12 protein-coding genes and 1 pseudogene are annotated in these 14503 nt (G+C 59.2%); 7 read left to right on the forward strand and 6 right to left on the reverse strand.

Translation table 11 applies throughout. The features are described 5' to 3' along the window. Positions 1 to 112: 112 nt before the first annotated feature. Positions 113 to 631 (forward strand): DUF2062 domain-containing protein, encoded by a 519-nt coding sequence (locus PS14A_RS18120; RefSeq protein ID WP_212616900.1) that lies wholly within the window; start codon positions 113 to 115, stop codon positions 629 to 631. Between the two features lie 139 nt (positions 632 to 770). On the opposite strand, the gene PS14A_RS18125 is transcribed toward PS14A_RS18120, so the two are convergent. From PS14A_RS18125 to PS14A_RS18140, 4 genes are all read right to left on the reverse strand, one after another. Then, entirely contained in the window at positions 771 to 1550 is a 780-nt protein-coding gene (locus PS14A_RS18125) for an ABC transporter permease (protein WP_056788203.1), read from the reverse strand. Then, positions 1547 to 2479 carry an ABC transporter ATP-binding protein gene (locus PS14A_RS18130; protein ID WP_122611441.1) on the reverse strand — a complete coding sequence of 311 codons (933 nt, stop codon included), beginning with the start codon at positions 2477 to 2479 and terminating at the stop codon, positions 1547 to 1549. Before PS14A_RS18130 ends, PS14A_RS18125 begins: the two co-directional genes overlap by 4 nt. Positions 2480 to 2612: 133 nt before the next feature. Continuing rightward, positions 2613 to 3236 (reverse strand): glutathione S-transferase, encoded by a 624-nt coding sequence (locus PS14A_RS18135; protein ID WP_212616901.1) that lies wholly within the window; start codon positions 3234 to 3236, stop codon positions 2613 to 2615. 43 nt (positions 3237 to 3279) lie between these two features. After that, positions 3280 to 3939: a transglutaminase family protein gene (locus PS14A_RS18140; protein ID WP_212616902.1), complete on the reverse strand. Its 660-nt coding sequence runs from the start codon at positions 3937 to 3939 to the stop codon at positions 3280 to 3282. 247 nt (positions 3940 to 4186) lie between these two features. On the opposite strand from PS14A_RS18140, the gene PS14A_RS18145 reads away from it, so the two are divergent. Both PS14A_RS18145 and PS14A_RS18150 read left to right on the forward strand, forming a co-directional pair. Continuing rightward, positions 4187 to 6634, forward strand: coding sequence for an acyl-CoA dehydrogenase (locus tag PS14A_RS18145; RefSeq protein WP_212616903.1), 2448 nt, complete (start codon positions 4187 to 4189; stop codon positions 6632 to 6634). 73 nt (positions 6635 to 6707) lie between these two features. Next, positions 6708 to 7115 (forward strand): PA2817 family protein, encoded by a 408-nt coding sequence (locus tag PS14A_RS18150; RefSeq protein WP_039760212.1) that lies wholly within the window; start codon positions 6708 to 6710, stop codon positions 7113 to 7115. A gap of 628 nt (positions 7116 to 7743) precedes the next feature. Here PS14A_RS18150 and PS14A_RS18155 read toward each other — a convergent pair. Beyond that, positions 7744 to 8743: pseudogene (locus tag PS14A_RS18155) on the reverse strand (LysR family transcriptional regulator). A gap of 89 nt (positions 8744 to 8832) precedes the next feature. Here PS14A_RS18155 and PS14A_RS18160 point away from each other — a divergent pair. From PS14A_RS18160 to PS14A_RS18175, 4 genes are all read left to right on the forward strand, one after another. Continuing rightward, a complete protein-coding gene (locus PS14A_RS18160; protein ID WP_130911834.1) occupies positions 8833 to 9459 on the forward strand; it encodes an alanyl-tRNA editing protein in 627 nt (208 codons plus the stop codon). Between the two features lie 90 nt (positions 9460 to 9549). After that, positions 9550 to 10320, forward strand: coding sequence for a 2OG-Fe(II) oxygenase (locus tag PS14A_RS18165; protein WP_212616904.1), 771 nt, complete (start codon positions 9550 to 9552; stop codon positions 10318 to 10320). Position 10321: 1 nt separating this feature from the next. Beyond that, entirely contained in the window at positions 10322 to 10960 is a 639-nt protein-coding gene (locus PS14A_RS18170) for a LysE family translocator (RefSeq protein ID WP_016773667.1), read from the forward strand. 187 nt (positions 10961 to 11147) lie between these two features. Then, a complete protein-coding gene (locus tag PS14A_RS18175; protein WP_212616905.1) occupies positions 11148 to 12887 on the forward strand; it encodes a dipeptidase in 1740 nt (579 codons plus the stop codon). A 60-nt stretch (positions 12888 to 12947) separates the two neighbouring features. Here PS14A_RS18175 and PS14A_RS18180 read toward each other — a convergent pair whose 3' ends face one another. After that, positions 12948 to 14309, reverse strand: a complete 1362-nt coding sequence (locus PS14A_RS18180; RefSeq protein ID WP_137213902.1) for an MATE family efflux transporter — start codon at positions 14307 to 14309, stop codon at positions 12948 to 12950. Between the last annotated feature and the right edge of the window lie 194 nt (positions 14310 to 14503).

The following is a 14503-nucleotide window of genomic DNA, read 5'->3' on the forward strand; positions in this document are numbered from 1 at the left end:
CTTAGGCATAGCGGGTCTGCGGCACCACTGTCGTCAACAATTGTCACAAAGTCTGAATGGGCGGTTCGTAGAATCCAGACATACTTGCCGCCTTAACCGACCGAGAAGCCTTATGCCCCGGCGCTTATTCAAACGTTACATGCCCGACCCGACGAGCATCAGGGAACACAAATCCTTACGCTTTCTCGGCACGTTGCTGCATGACCCTAACCTCTGGCATCTCAACCGCCACTCGGTCGCCCGGGCGATGGCGGTCGGCCTGTTTGCGGCATTCCTGCCGATACCTGCGCAGATGCTGGTCGCGGCGGCATTGGCGGTGATGGTGCGCGGCAATATGCCGATCGCGGTGAGTCTGGTCTGGCTGACCAATCCGATCACCATGCCGGCGGTGTTTTTCTGCACCTACCAGGCCGGGGCGTTCCTGATGGATGTGCCGGCGCGGCATCTGCCGGACGAGCTGACCTGGGAATGGATCAGCGGTGAGCTGTCGACGTTGTGGCAGCCGTTTTTATTGGGCTCGGTGGTCGTCGGCCTGGTGCTGGGCGTCCTCGCCTACTTTCTGGTGATGCTGTACTGGCGCTGGTGGGTGGCGCGGCAATGGCGGCGGCGCAAGCAAAGCCGGAAGAAATGAATGCAAAACGGCCTCCGCGATGGGAGGCCGTTTTTTGTTGTGTCTGGGCTGGCCCCTTCGCGAGCAGGCTCGCTCCCACAGAGAACATCATTCCAATGTGGGAGCGAGCCTGCTCGCGATGGAAGCGCTGCGGTCGGGATCAGGTACGCATCCCGCGCCCGCTCACCAGCAACCGCGCACAGCCGAGATACAGCACCACGGTCGCCACCAGCATGAAGGTGATCGCGATGCCGATGCGAATATCCGAGACACCGAGAATGCCGTAGCGGAAGGCGTTGACCATGTGCAGCACCGGGTTGGCCAGCGACACGGTCTGCCAGAACGGTGGCAGCAAAGTGATCGAGTAGAACACGCCGCCCAGGTAAGTCAGCGGGGTCAGCACAAAGGTCGGAATGATCGAAATATCATCGAAGTTGCGCGCAAACACCGCGTTGATGAAGCCCAGCAGCGAGAAGATTGTCGCGGTCAGCACTACCACCAGAATGGTCACGCCGAGGTGATGCACCTGCAGATGGGTGAAGAACAGCGACAGGATCGTCACGATCAGCCCCACCGCCAGACCGCGCAATACGCCACCAATGGTGAAGCCGATCAGGATCGTGTGCGGTGACACCGGCGAGACCATCAGCTCTTCGATCGAGCGCTGGAACTTGCTGCCGAAGAAGCTCGAGACCACGTTGCCGTAGGAGTTGGTGATCACCGACATCATGATCAGCCCCGGCACGATGTACTCCATGTAAGTGAAGCCACCCATGTCGCCGATCTGCCGGCCGATCAGGTTGCCGAAGATCACGAAGTACAGAACCATGGTGATCGCCGGCGGCAGCAGGGTCTGCGGCCAGATCCGCATGAAGCGTTTGACCTCGCGGTAGACGATGGTTTGCAGGGCGACGAGGTTGGGCCCGAACTCGGAACTCATACCGCCACCTTCGACAGATTTTTCTCCACCAGGGACACGAACAACTCCTCGAGGCGATTGGTTTTGTTACGCAGGCTCAGCACTTCGATGTTCTGCTGCGCCAACTGGGTGAACAACGCCGTGATGCCCATGGATTTGTCGACCTGCACTTCCAGGGTATGGCCGTCGAGCAATCGGGCCGGGTAGCCGAGCAATTGCGGCGCCGCGCTCAAGTCGTTCTTCAGGTCAAGCAAAAAGGTCTCCACATGCAACTGGCCCAGCAACTGTTTCATGCTGGTGTTTTCGACGATGGTGCCGTGGTCGATGATGCCGATGTTGCGGCACAGCTGCTCGGCCTCTTCCAGGTAATGCGTGGTCAGGATGATGGTGATGCCCTTCTGATTCAGCTCGGTGAGGAAGGTCCACATCGAGCGGCGCAGTTCGATATCGACGCCCGCAGTCGGCTCATCGAGGATCAGCAGACGCGGTTCATGCACCAGCGCACGGGCGATCATCAGACGCCGTTTCATGCCGCCGGACAGCGAACGCGAAGGCACATCGCGCTTGTCCCACAGGCCGAGCTGGGTCAGGTACTGCTCGGCGCGTTCCTTGGCGACTTTCGCCGGAATGCCGTAGTAACCGGCCTGGGTCACGACGATGTCGAAGGTCTTTTCGAACTGGTTGAAGTTGAATTCCTGCGGCACCACGCCGATCGAGCGCTTGAGCGCCGCCGGGTTCTTGTCCAGGTCATGGCCGAAAATATTCACGGTGCCGCTGGTCTTGTTGACCAGGGTCGAGAGGATGCCGATGGTGGTGGATTTGCCGGCGCCGTTGGGGCCGAGCAAGGCGAAAAAGTCACCTTCGGCGACGTCCAGATCGATACCACTCAAGGCCTGGAACCCGTTGCCGTAGGTTTTGGTTAGCTGCCGGATGGACAGAGCGGAACTCATATCGGATTTACGCACCAAGAAGGAAGGAAAGAAGTAAATAAGGGCGGGCGGCGAGGGAAACAACCGCGCCGCAAGTTCGCAATGGTGCTTGCCGCCGCCGCACAAGTACAGTCAAGTGTGTCGATAGTAATTATCAAGTCAACGCGGTCATGACCGCTTTCCGGTAGGCCGGACGCTGTTTCAGACGTTCATACCAGGCCTGCAGATGTGGTTGCGGGGCGCGCTCGATGGGCATTTCGAACCAGGCATAAATGAAGCTGCCCAGCGGGATGTCGCCCATGCCAATCTCGTTTCCGGACAGATAAGGCTGGCTGATCAAGGCATGGTCGGCCATGTTCAGCAATTCATCGCATTCCTTGATCGCGGCGTTGATCGCCTTCCAGTCCTGCTTCTCCGCAGGCGTGCGCAGCACACCCCAGAACACCGTGCGAAACGGCCCGGCGAAACTCGACGTGGTCCAGTCCATCCATTTGTCCGCCGTGGCGCGGGCTTGCGCATCCGCCGGATACCAGGCGCTGTCCGGGGCGTGTTTGGCCAGCAGATAGCGAACGATGGCGTTGGATTCCCATAGCACGAAACCGTCATCCTCGATCACCGGCACCCGGCCATTGGGGTTCATCGCGCGGTACTCGGGCGTGTCGACCACACCGAACGCGCCGCCGGCATCGATGGCCTCGTAAGCCAGGCCCAACTCTTCAGCAGCCCACAATGGCTTTCTGACGTTCGATGAATTTTTTCGTCCCCAGATCTTCAGCATGACCGCCTCTTTGCAAGTGAGTGGACGGCCAGCATACGCCGGATCAGGTGCGACTCAAATCGGCCTGCATATCGCCCAGCAGCACCGGCAGTTGCTCACTGAACAGATGCGGATAGCACTTTTGCAGGTGCTCGAAGAAGAAGGTTTCCGGCACATCGGTGAATTGGCCGTGATCGAGCAGATACTCCATCAACTGCGCGCCGTCACGGTTGAACGGATGGAAAACGCTGTCATTGATGCCATCGAACTCCAGCGCTGCGACGTTGAACAACTCGCACAATTGCTGGTTGAACGCTGGCGTCGCCTTGACCCAGCGGCCGTCGAGAAACAGCTCGGTGTAGCCATGCATGGCAAACACATCGCTTTTCAGCAACTCGAGCAGACGTGGCGTCGACAGGTGATTGCGCACATCGGCCAGACCGATGCGCGCCGGGATCCCGCAATGCCGCGCACAACCGGCAAGCAGCGTGGCTTTCGGCACGCAGTAACTCTCCCCTGCTACGAGTGCGTAACTGCCGCGCAGGGTTTGCGGATCACGGCTGAAGGTGTACGGGTTGTAGCGCACCGCCTCGCGCACGGCGTAATAAAGACTGATCGCCTGCTCACGCGGATCATTACTGGCACCGCGATGCTGCTCGGCGAACTCCACCACTGCCGGGTGGTCACTATCGATGAAGCGGCCGGGGCTCAGATACTCGTGCATGACGGCAATCTCCTGGGTAAGCCACGAGTCTAGCGACAGCTTGAGCACAGAGATAACGACGTTTCGGCCAAACCTGAAAGCAAAGCTGCGCAGCAACGAACGATTTCCCACACGTGTTGCCCACCGAACCTACGAAAACCATCCGGGGTTTCCCACGATTTCAATCACCATGCTCTGACCACCCTTATTTGCAGATGCCGTCTAAGCTCTGGAGGGTCGATTTGCCTTGGTTCACGGAGGACTGAATATGCTGTTGTTGTGGATACTGGTTTTGATCGTCGGCGTGGCGTATCTCGCCCATCGACGCATCGCCCCGCTGCCCGCGTTGGGCATCGTGGCGGCCTATCTGGTCGCCATGGGGATTTTCAGTCACGCGCCGGGCTGGCTGCTGTTTGTCTTCTGGGTCCTGTTGGCGGTGGTCGCCGCGCCATTGTTGCTGCCTGACCTGCGCCGCAAGCACTTCACCGCGCCGCTGTTCAACTGGTTCCAGAAAACCCTGCCGCCGATGTCGCAGACCGAACGCGACGCGATCGATGCCGGCACCGTATGGTGGGACGGCGAGCTGTTCAGCGGCCGTCCGGACTGGGACAAACTGCTGTCCTATCCAAAAGTGCAACTGAGCGAAGAAGAACAGGCGTTCATCGATGGCCCGACCGAAGAACTCTGCGCGATGGTCAGCGACTGGCAGATCGGCCAGTCCATGGACCTGCCGCCCGAGGCCTGGACGCACATCAAGGAACACGGCTTTTTCGCCCTGATCATTCCCAAGGAATACGGCGGCAAAGGCTTCTCCGCCTACGCTCACTCCCAAGTGGCAATGAAACTGGCGACGCGCAGCGGTGACCTCGCCTCAACCGTGATGGTCCCGAACTCCCTCGGCCCGGCCGAATTGCTGCTGCACTACGGCACCGATGAACAACGCAATCACTACCTGCCACGCCTGGCCCGTGGCGACGATATCCCGTGCTTCGCCCTCACCGGCCCGCTGGCCGGTTCCGACGCCGGCGCGATGCCCGACACCGGGATCATCTGCAAAGGCCAGTGGGAAGGTGAAGAAGTCATCGGCCTGCGCTTGAACTGGGAAAAGCGCTACATCACCCTCGGCCCGGTCGCTACCCTGCTTGGCCTGGCATTCAAGGCTTATGACCCGGATCACCTGCTCGGTGAAGAAGAAGACCTCGGCATCAGTCTGGCGCTGATCCCGACCGATACCGCAGGTGTGGAAATCGGTCGTCGGCACCTGCCGCTGGGCGCCGCGTTCATGAACGGCCCGAACTCCGGCAAGGACGTATTCATTCCGCTGGACTACCTCATCGGTGGTCAGGAAATGCTCGGCAAAGGCTGGATGATGCTGATGAACTGCCTGTCCGTCGGGCGTTCGATCTCGCTGCCAGCCGTGGGCACCGGCGCGGCCAAGTTCACCAGTCTGGTCACTGGTCAGTACGCGCAGATTCGCGAGCAATTCAACGTACCGCTGTCCGCGTTCGAAGGCATCCAGGAAGCCATGGCGCGCATCGGCGGCAACGCGTGGATTATGGACGCCGCCCGCATGCTCACCGCCAACGCGGTGGACCTGGGTGAAAAACCATCGGTGCTGTCGGCGATCCTCAAATATCACCTCACCGAACGCGGTCGCGAATGCATCAGCCACGCCATGGATGTGCACGGCGGCAAAGCAATCATCATGGGGCCGAACAACTACCTCGGCCGCAGCTGGAACGGCGCGCCGATCTTCATCACCGTCGAAGGCGCGAACATCCTGTCGCGCAACCTGATGATCTTCGGTCAGGGCGCGATCCGTTGCCATCCCTTTGTACTCAAGGAAATGGCCCTGGCCGGTCGCCAGGATAAAGACCAGGCACTCAAGGAATTCGATGGCCTGTTGCTCAAGCACATCGGTTTTGCCGTGAGTAATGCCGCCAGCACACTGGTGCTGAACCTCGGGCTCGGTCATTTCGAACATGCGCCGGGCGACAGGATCAGCCAAGGCTACTTCCGCGCGCTGAACCGTCAGGCCGCCGCATTCGCCATGCTCGCCGACTTCAGCATGATGCTCCTGGGCGGCGAACTGAAACGCCGCGAACGCCTGTCGGCTCGCCTTGGCGATGTACTGAGCAACCTGTATCTGGCCTCCGCCGCGCTCAAGCGTTATCACGACCTGGATTCGCCGGAGTACATGGAGCCGCTGTTCCGCTGGGCCATGGAAGAAAGCCTCGGCCAGTCGGAGCGTGCGCTGGATGAACTGCTGAGCAACTTCCCGAACAAAGTCTTCGGCTGCCTGCTGCGGGTCATCGTCTTCCCGTTCGGGCGCCGCCACAAAGGCCCATCGGACAAACTCGGCGCTGAAGTCGCTGCGGTCATCGGTCGCGCCAAAGGCGATCCAGCCCTGGAAGAACTGCTCGCCGGCTGCTACCGCCCGCAATCGGCGGACGATGCCGTGGGCGCGCTGCAACACGCCAGCGACCTGCTTAACGCCGCGCAACCCCTGCACAAGAAACTGCACACCGCACTGAAGAGCGGCCAGGTCAAACCGGCAGCCGGCGAACACGCCATCGATGCCGCGCTGGAAGCCGGCGTGCTGCAAGCCGTCGAAGCGCAAAGCCTGCGTGACGCCGAAGCGGCCCGCCGCAAGGTGATCGACGTCGATGATTTCGCCAAAGAGGAACTGAGCCAGGCAGCGGGCAAAGTCCGCTGATCCCGGTTTATGTGAAAAAACGGCGCGAGGGCTTTATACTCCCGCGCCCGTTTTGCTCTTGAGGACTTATCTCGTGTCCAACGTCGTTGCCGATCATCTCGTGTTGCTCGACCACCTGCGCAGTATCCTGGTCGCCGTAGGTGAGGCCGAACAAGTGCCCGAAGAAAGCCATGCCCTGTTCCTCGAGCGCTTCGACGAACTGCTGGCCTCCCTGCCGATCGACCCTATCGAAAGCCAATACCTGGGCCAGGACATCCTCACCCAAGTCATCAGCCGCTACCCGCAAATCGCCCACCTGATCCCCCGCGACCTGCTGTGGTTCTTCGCCGGCGACTGCCTGCACTACCTCTCCGACGAAGAAATCGACCTCTACCAGGCCCTCGAAGAACGCCGCTACGAAGCCGAACAGAACGACGAACCGTTCGACTGGAACCAGGAAAAACAACTGCTGGCCATGTCGGCGCAGGACAGCAAGCATTGATATTCGACAGGTAATCGAAAGGCCCGCACTGGTGATTCCGTGCGGGCCTTTTTTTTCAAGATCAAAAGCCCCTCACCCTAGCCCTCTCCCGGAGGGAGAGGGGACTGACCGCGCTGTTTGGATGAAGTACGTCGACCTGAATTACCGAGTCGAATGAGATTCGAAAAGCCAAAAAATCGGCTCCCTCTCCCTGGGGAGAGGGCTGGGGTGAGGGAAAAATCCACTACAAAACCAAAGCCAGACACCTCCCGCTCCTAACCACTCAAAACAATGAGCGCAAGCTCGAGTACCGCTCTTGATCTTGATTCACAGGCGACGTCGGAAGGCTGAGCGTAGGGATTGATCCGGGCGTGGGAGCGCAGCGACCGTACGACGCAGTCGTACACAGCGGAAGGAGGTGCAGCGAAGCAAACCGTAGCCGCTGCGCCCGGATCAGTCCCGGAGCGAAGGAACCCGAGCCTGCGAGGGCCGAACGCAGGAGCAAGCGTTTTGGTTACTTTTTGGCGTCTGAAAAAGTGACTCGCCGTAAGGGCGAAACCGCCAGAAGCAACAACCGAAGCAACGGATATTCACCCAAACCACCAGAGCATGGTCGGCCCAAAGGCCGCCAAGTCCCACCAAAAAAACCTCAAAGCAACCCCTCACTCTCCGGCAGCTCATACGCCACAGCCGCATTGCTCCCACCGGCAGATTTCCCGGGCCTACCCAACGTCGGCTCCTTCTGCAAACACTCCACCAGATAATCAATAAACACCCGCAACTTCGGCGGCAAATAACGCGTCGGCGAATGCAGCAACCACAACCCGCCATGATAGGAAGCAAGAAACGTCCAGTCCGGCAACACCTGCACAATCAACTTCTGTTCCAGCGCATAACGCGCCGTGAAATACGGCAGACTGCCAATGCCGATGTGCTGCAACACCTCCCCCCAAGCGCACGCCCGTGTGATTGGCGGCATAACGCCCACGCACACCGACCGTCACCGCCTTGCTGCCCTTCTTGAATTTCCAGCGTGCATCGCTCGGCGTTTCGCCCAGATAAATACAACTGTGGTTGAGCAAATCGTGAGGATGCGTCGGCGTGCCGTGTTCGGCCAGGTATTGCGGCGTGGCGCAAAGCAAATGATCGATGGTCAGCAACTGCCGCCCGACCAGACCCGCCGGCGGACGATCAGTGATGCGTATCGCCAGATCAACGTGATCATCGATCAGATCGACCTGACGATCTTCCAGCAACAACTCGACATCGACCTTGGGATAGCGGCGCAGAAACTCCGGCATGTGCGGATGAATCACAAAGCGCCCCACCGCTTTCGGCACGCTGACCCGTACCAGACCTTCGGCTTCGTGGGTGAACTGGCCGCTGATTTCCATCACCGACCTGGCCGCACTGACCATTTCCTGGCAACGCTTGAACACCTCTTCGCCGCCATCGCTCAAGCGCAGCTTACGCGTGGTGCGCTGCAGCAAGCGCGTGGCCAACGCCTTTTCCAAGCGGGAAATACTGCGACTGACCGCCGAGGGTGAGGAACCCATCTGCCGGGCTGCTTCGGAGAAGCTGCCGGTCTCGACGACCTTGACGAAAATCGCCATTTCACCCAGCAGCGGCAGCGGAAGATTGATGCTCACAACGCACAAGTCCTTTGATGTTCGAATGGATTATCACGTTATTGCACGATTCATATAATAAAAACAGAACTTCGATCAGGGCATGGAATATGACGCTTCGCCTGTTTTTTCACAGTGACGACCTCAAGGCGAATGTCGAAGTCCTCGACTGCACACCCCACGAGAACGAATTCGCCGTAGTGCTGCGCGCGACCCTGTTTCACCCCCAGGGCGGTGGACAGCCTAGCGATACCGGCTGGATCGGTGAAAGCCGGGTGTCGCGAGTGGTACAAGAGCCGGAGTGCATTGTGCATTTCGTCGACCGACCGCTGCCGCTGGGCATGACCGTCATCCGCATCGATGAAGAACGCCGCCGCTTCAACACACGCATGCACTCGGCCGGGCACCTGATCGGTCATTTCATTCAGGCCATGGGCTGGATGCCGATCAAGGCGCACCACTGGCCGGACGAAGGCCGGGTGCAATTCAAACCGGGCGATGGCGCGGAAGAAGTCGATGCGCCAACCGTGCAAACCGGTATCGAGCAGTGGATCGAACACGATCTGCCGCGTCTGACTTCACTGCGCGAGGGCGCGCGGGAAATCAGTTTCGGTGAGCTGCCAGCCTATGGCTGCGGTGGCACCCACGTACGCAGCCTGAAGGATTTGGGCACAGTCACGATCGCGTCCCTTTCGCAGAAGAAAGGCACGTTGTCCGTCCACTACAGCGTGGATTGAGCATTTCGGACGTTGCCATCGCGCAGCGTCCGACGCCGGGGAACTGCACTCGCCGGTTCCGTTGACTATCGATAGATGGACCTAAAACAAATGATGCTAGACGTCGAGCGTCTCGATGAGACGTGCATAAAAAAACTGGCCAACGAAGAAGTCCTCGCCATCCGCGTCAAACGCTTTCTGCCCGAGCCGCTGGCGATCGAGATCGGCGACAAGATCCTCGCCCCGGGCTTTGAAGGCTACATCAACGCGCCGAGTATCGGCCGTATCGGCATGGCCTTTTACGAGGCGGAAAACCAGCCGCTGCTGATCGAGGACTACTTCGAACGCGCCACCCGCAAAATCGACGAACTGCGCCAGCGCTGCGCGCCCTACTCTTCGCCGATCGACACGTTGCGCTGCATGCTCGACGAATCCTGGCCCGCGGGCGCGCATCTGGAAAACCTCTACGGACGCAAGATGTATGTCGGCTTGTCGCGGGTGGTCAAACCCGGCGTGTGCTTTCTTGCCCATCACGACATCTTCGCCAAGGACGCCCCGGACAGTTTTCAGGCGCGCAGCCTCGAGGCGCAATTTGCCTGCAACGTCTACCTGAACATGCCCACCGAGGGTGGCGCCTTGCAGATGTGGAATGACCACATCACCCCGGATCAATTCGACGAAATGCGCGGCGACAGTTATGGCATCGAGCCGTCGCTGCTGGGGCCGCCGGCGCTGGAAGTACGACCGCAGCCCGGCGATTTCATCATGTTCAATTCGCGGCGCATGCACTCGGTGACTCCGGGCGTGGCCGATCCGCGTTTGAGCCTGTCGTTCTTTGTCGGCTATCGCGGCAATGCCTCCCCTCTGACTTTCTGGAGCTGACATGCTTTCCAATTACCTGGGCGAATTTCTCGCATTGGCGACCATCCACTTTCTCGCCGTGGTGGCGCCCGGTCCGGACTTCGCCGTGACCATCCGCCAGAGCGTGCGCTTCGGCCGGCTCGTCGGCATCTGCACTGCGCTGGGCATCGGCGCGGGAATCTCCGTGCACGTGCTGTATACCCTGCTCGGCGTCGGCGCCTTGATGCACACCACGCCGTGGCTGCTGACTGTGGCCAAAGTGGTCGGTGGGGCTTACATCCTCTATCTGGGCGTCAGCCTGATCCGCAGCAAACCCAAGAGCAGCGTCGAAGGCGAAAAAACCGCCGATGAGCCGCTGGTTGAACAGTCACTGTTCAAGGCATTCAGCACCGGTTTTCTGACCAACGCGACCAACCCCAAGGCCACGCTGTTTTTCCTGGCCATCTTCACCACGATCATCAGTGCCAGCACACCGCTGCAGATCCAGGCGTTCTATGGTTTGTGGATGTGCTTCGTCAACGCGCTGTGGTTCGTGATCGTCGCGCTGTTTTTCTCCAGCAACAAAGTGCGCCTGCTGTTCATGCGCCTTGGACACTGGTTCGAGCGCAGCATGGGCGTCATCCTCATTCTATTTGCCGGACGCCTGATGCTGTCGATGTAACTCGCACAAAAAAAGTCCCGGCATCAGTTGCCGGGACTTTTTCATTTGTGCGCCTCTTTTGCATTTCTGTGCGACAGATCAAGTTTGTGACTCCCTCTTCACCTGCTCATGGTGGTAGGTTGCAAAATGTTTCTGCCGCAAGTGTCAGACATATTTTCCCAATCTCTAGCAAAGGAATGCCTGTTACATGGTCTTTTCCCTGAAAAAACTGGCCGCTGCCACGCTCGTCATGGCCAGCCTCACCGCGTTTACCAGCGCCGCACAAGCCAACATCACTGCCGAGCAAAGTGCAGCGATTCTGAAATCCTTCGATGGCAAGAACCTGACGGACTTCCGTAGCTTCCTTGGCAGCCTGGCGAAAAGTGATCTGGCCAAGACGGATAAGCTCAACCCGTCCATCAGCGCCTTTCTCGACAACAAGACCCTGAACGCCGAACAGCAGAATGAAATTCATCGCTTGCTGGGCATTTATACCCGCGTGAAATATGGCAAGGCCGCGCTGGAAACCCTGCGCCAACTCGTCGAGATCCCGACCTTCCGCAAGGACGGCGTGGAGCAACACGACAACCCGGAATTCATCAAGATTGCCGGCGAGATTCAGAAACTTGCTGAATCCTTCGGTTTGAAATTCCGCAATGTCGATAACCGCGTCTACGAAATTTCTCTGGACGGCAAAGGCGACGAGGTCGTCGGTATTCACGCGCACGCCGATGTGGTGCCAGTAACTCCGGAAAACTGGGTATTGAAAGACGGCACCAAGCTCGACCCGTTCAAAGTCACGCTGATCGGTGATCGCATGTACGGCCGGGGCACTGAAGACGACAAGAACGCGATCGTCGTAGCGCTGTATGCCATGAAAGTGATCAAGGACGAGAAACTGCCCCTGGCGCGCAACTTCAAGTTGCTGGTCGACACCACCGAAGAAACCAGCGGCGACGCCATTCCTTATTACTTCGAACGCAACCCGACGCCGAACTACAACATGGCGCTGGACGGCGGTTATCCGGTGGTGATCGCCGAAAAAGGTTACGGCACCGTCATGGCCAACTTTGCCAAACGCAAAGCTGAAGGCACCGGCGCGGAAATCGTTTCGATGACTGGCGGCAAGGCGACCAACCAGATTCCGTCCGCTTCGGTGGTCACGCTGGTAACCGACAAGCCTGCCGAGCTCGCCGCCAGTCTGCAAAAAGCCGGCGACGCCTATGCCAAAGCCAACGGCGGCGACTTCGAAGTCGCGGCGAAGGTTGATGGCAAGGACGTCAAACTGACCGTTACCGGCGTTTCTGCGCACTCCTCCGAGCCTGAGTCCGGCGTCAACCCGGTCGCGCGCATGTTGAGTTTCCTCAACAGCCTGAACGGCCAAATCGCGCTCAAGCACAACCAGTTCACCGACGCGGCGCGCTATGCCGATGACAACTGGGGCCTGGATTATCTGGGCAAAAAACTTGGCGTTGGCTTCTCTGATTCGTTCATGGGACCACTGACCACCTCGCTGACCTACGTCGGTGAGGATGACAAAACCTTCAAGCTGGCGGTGAATCTGCGCGTACCGAAGGGCAAGTCTCCGGAAAAGCTCAAGGCCGAGATCGCAGAAAAACTCGACGCCTGGAGCAAAAAGACTGACGTCGCGGTAGCCTTCGACTATTCAGTGGCTGAACCGATGTATCGCAACCCCGAGGGTGAGTGGGTCAAGGCGCTGCTTGCCGTAGCCAGCGAAAACCTCGGCATGAAGTCGCAATTTGGTACTTCCGCTGGCGCGACTTCGGTTCACGAATTGCCGAACGGCGTGCAATTCGGCCTGGCGCGACCTGAGGCCAAATACACCGGCCACACCGATGGCGAATTCAAAACCGTTGAGCAGTTCCTGCTGGACCTGCAGATCGTCACGGAAATGATGGGGCGTGTCGGGCAGTTGCCGAAGCTTTGAATATCGGTTCAACCCGGTGGTAAAGAAAGGCCCGAGGGTATGCACCCTCGGGCCTTTCTTTCATTGCGTGACCGTGGTCGCTTCCCGGCTGCGGTGGACGAAGCGCCACCCCATCAACACCGTCGCCAGCGTCAACGCAGTGATGAGTCCTGCCCATATCCCTTGCGGCCCCCAGCCCATACCAAATGCCATCAGGCATCCCAACGGTAGACCTATTCCCCAGTAACAGAAAATCGCCAGCCACATGGGGATTCGCGTGTCCTGCAAACCGCGCAACGCTCCCGCCGCGAGCATCTGCATGCCATCTGGGAACTGCAAAGCCGCAGCGTAGAGGAGCAGCGTTGAGGCCAGCGCGGTGACCGCGAGATCCGAGCTGTACCAGCCGGCAATCATCTGATTGCCCAAAAGCATGGCCAACATCGAAAAACTCTGGGCGACAACAACGATGACACAACCCGCATACGCCGCCCGCCGCACCGCCCTGAAGTCGCCTCGGCCCAGCGCGTGACCGACCCGCACGGTTGTCGCCTCGGCGACGGCGACCGGAATCATGAAACACAGCTGCGCGAGATTGACTGCGATCTGATGCGCCGCGAGAAAGGTCGAACCGAGTCGGCCGATGAGTAACGAGGTAACGATGAAAAGACTGCCCTGGGTCAGAATCGCAATACCGATTGGCATTCCGACCTTCAGCAAATCGAGGATGCCAGCGCGACACGGCAGATCAAACCGGGAAAACAGCTGCAAATGCGCCAACCGTTTGCCGCGCCACAGGTAACAGGCGAACAGCAGCGCCTGCAGCCACATCAACGATGCCGAGGCAATGCCCAGGCCTTGAGCACCCAGTTCCGGAAACCCAAGCTTGCCGTTGGTCAGCACGTAACCCATTGGCGCCAGCAACAGCAACCCACCAAAACTTAGAATCATGGTCGGGCGCATCCAGTGCATTCCTTCGCACAGATAACGCATGCAGAAAAACAGCGTCAGCGCCGGACTGCCCCATCGCACGGCGTGCAAAAAGTCTCGTGCGCCGGGAATCATTTGCGGCGCAATTCCTGCCGGCGCCAGTAATGCCGGCGCGAGGCTGAGAAAAGCGAACATCACGCCCCCCATGAACAGCGCCAACCAGAGTGCCTGGCGGAACACCGGACCGATCTCGCTTATTCGATCCGCGCCGTGCAAACGTGCGACCGAAGCGGTCAGCGCAATCAGCGTACCGATCGGCACCAGCATCGGCAGCCACAACAAGGCAGTGCCCAAAGTCACCGCCGCCAGGGTATCGGTGCCATGGTTGCCGGCGATCAGGTTGTCAACGAAGGCGATAAGCCCGGCACTGACATGCCCGATGACCAACGGCAACGCCAGCCAGGCGGTGGCCCGTATTTCTCGCAAAGCATCAACAGTGGCAGTTTTTTGAAACATTGAATGAGATCCTCAGAATCGACTGGCCGATGCTGGCGTCATAGCCAGGAACGGCGTCGTTATCTCAGAATTGCCCATGCGCTGGCTGTCGGCTGCTTCCGAGTTTCACGGGATCGCTGTAGGAAAGTTGTAACAGAGCGCGGCAGGTACAAAACGCGCACAAACAAAAACGCCGATCATCACTGATCGGCGTT

It is taken from the genome of Pseudomonas sp. 14A, assembly GCF_018132745.1.
Taxonomy (GTDB): Bacteria; Pseudomonadota; Gammaproteobacteria; order Pseudomonadales; family Pseudomonadaceae; genus Aquipseudomonas; species Aquipseudomonas mercuritolerans.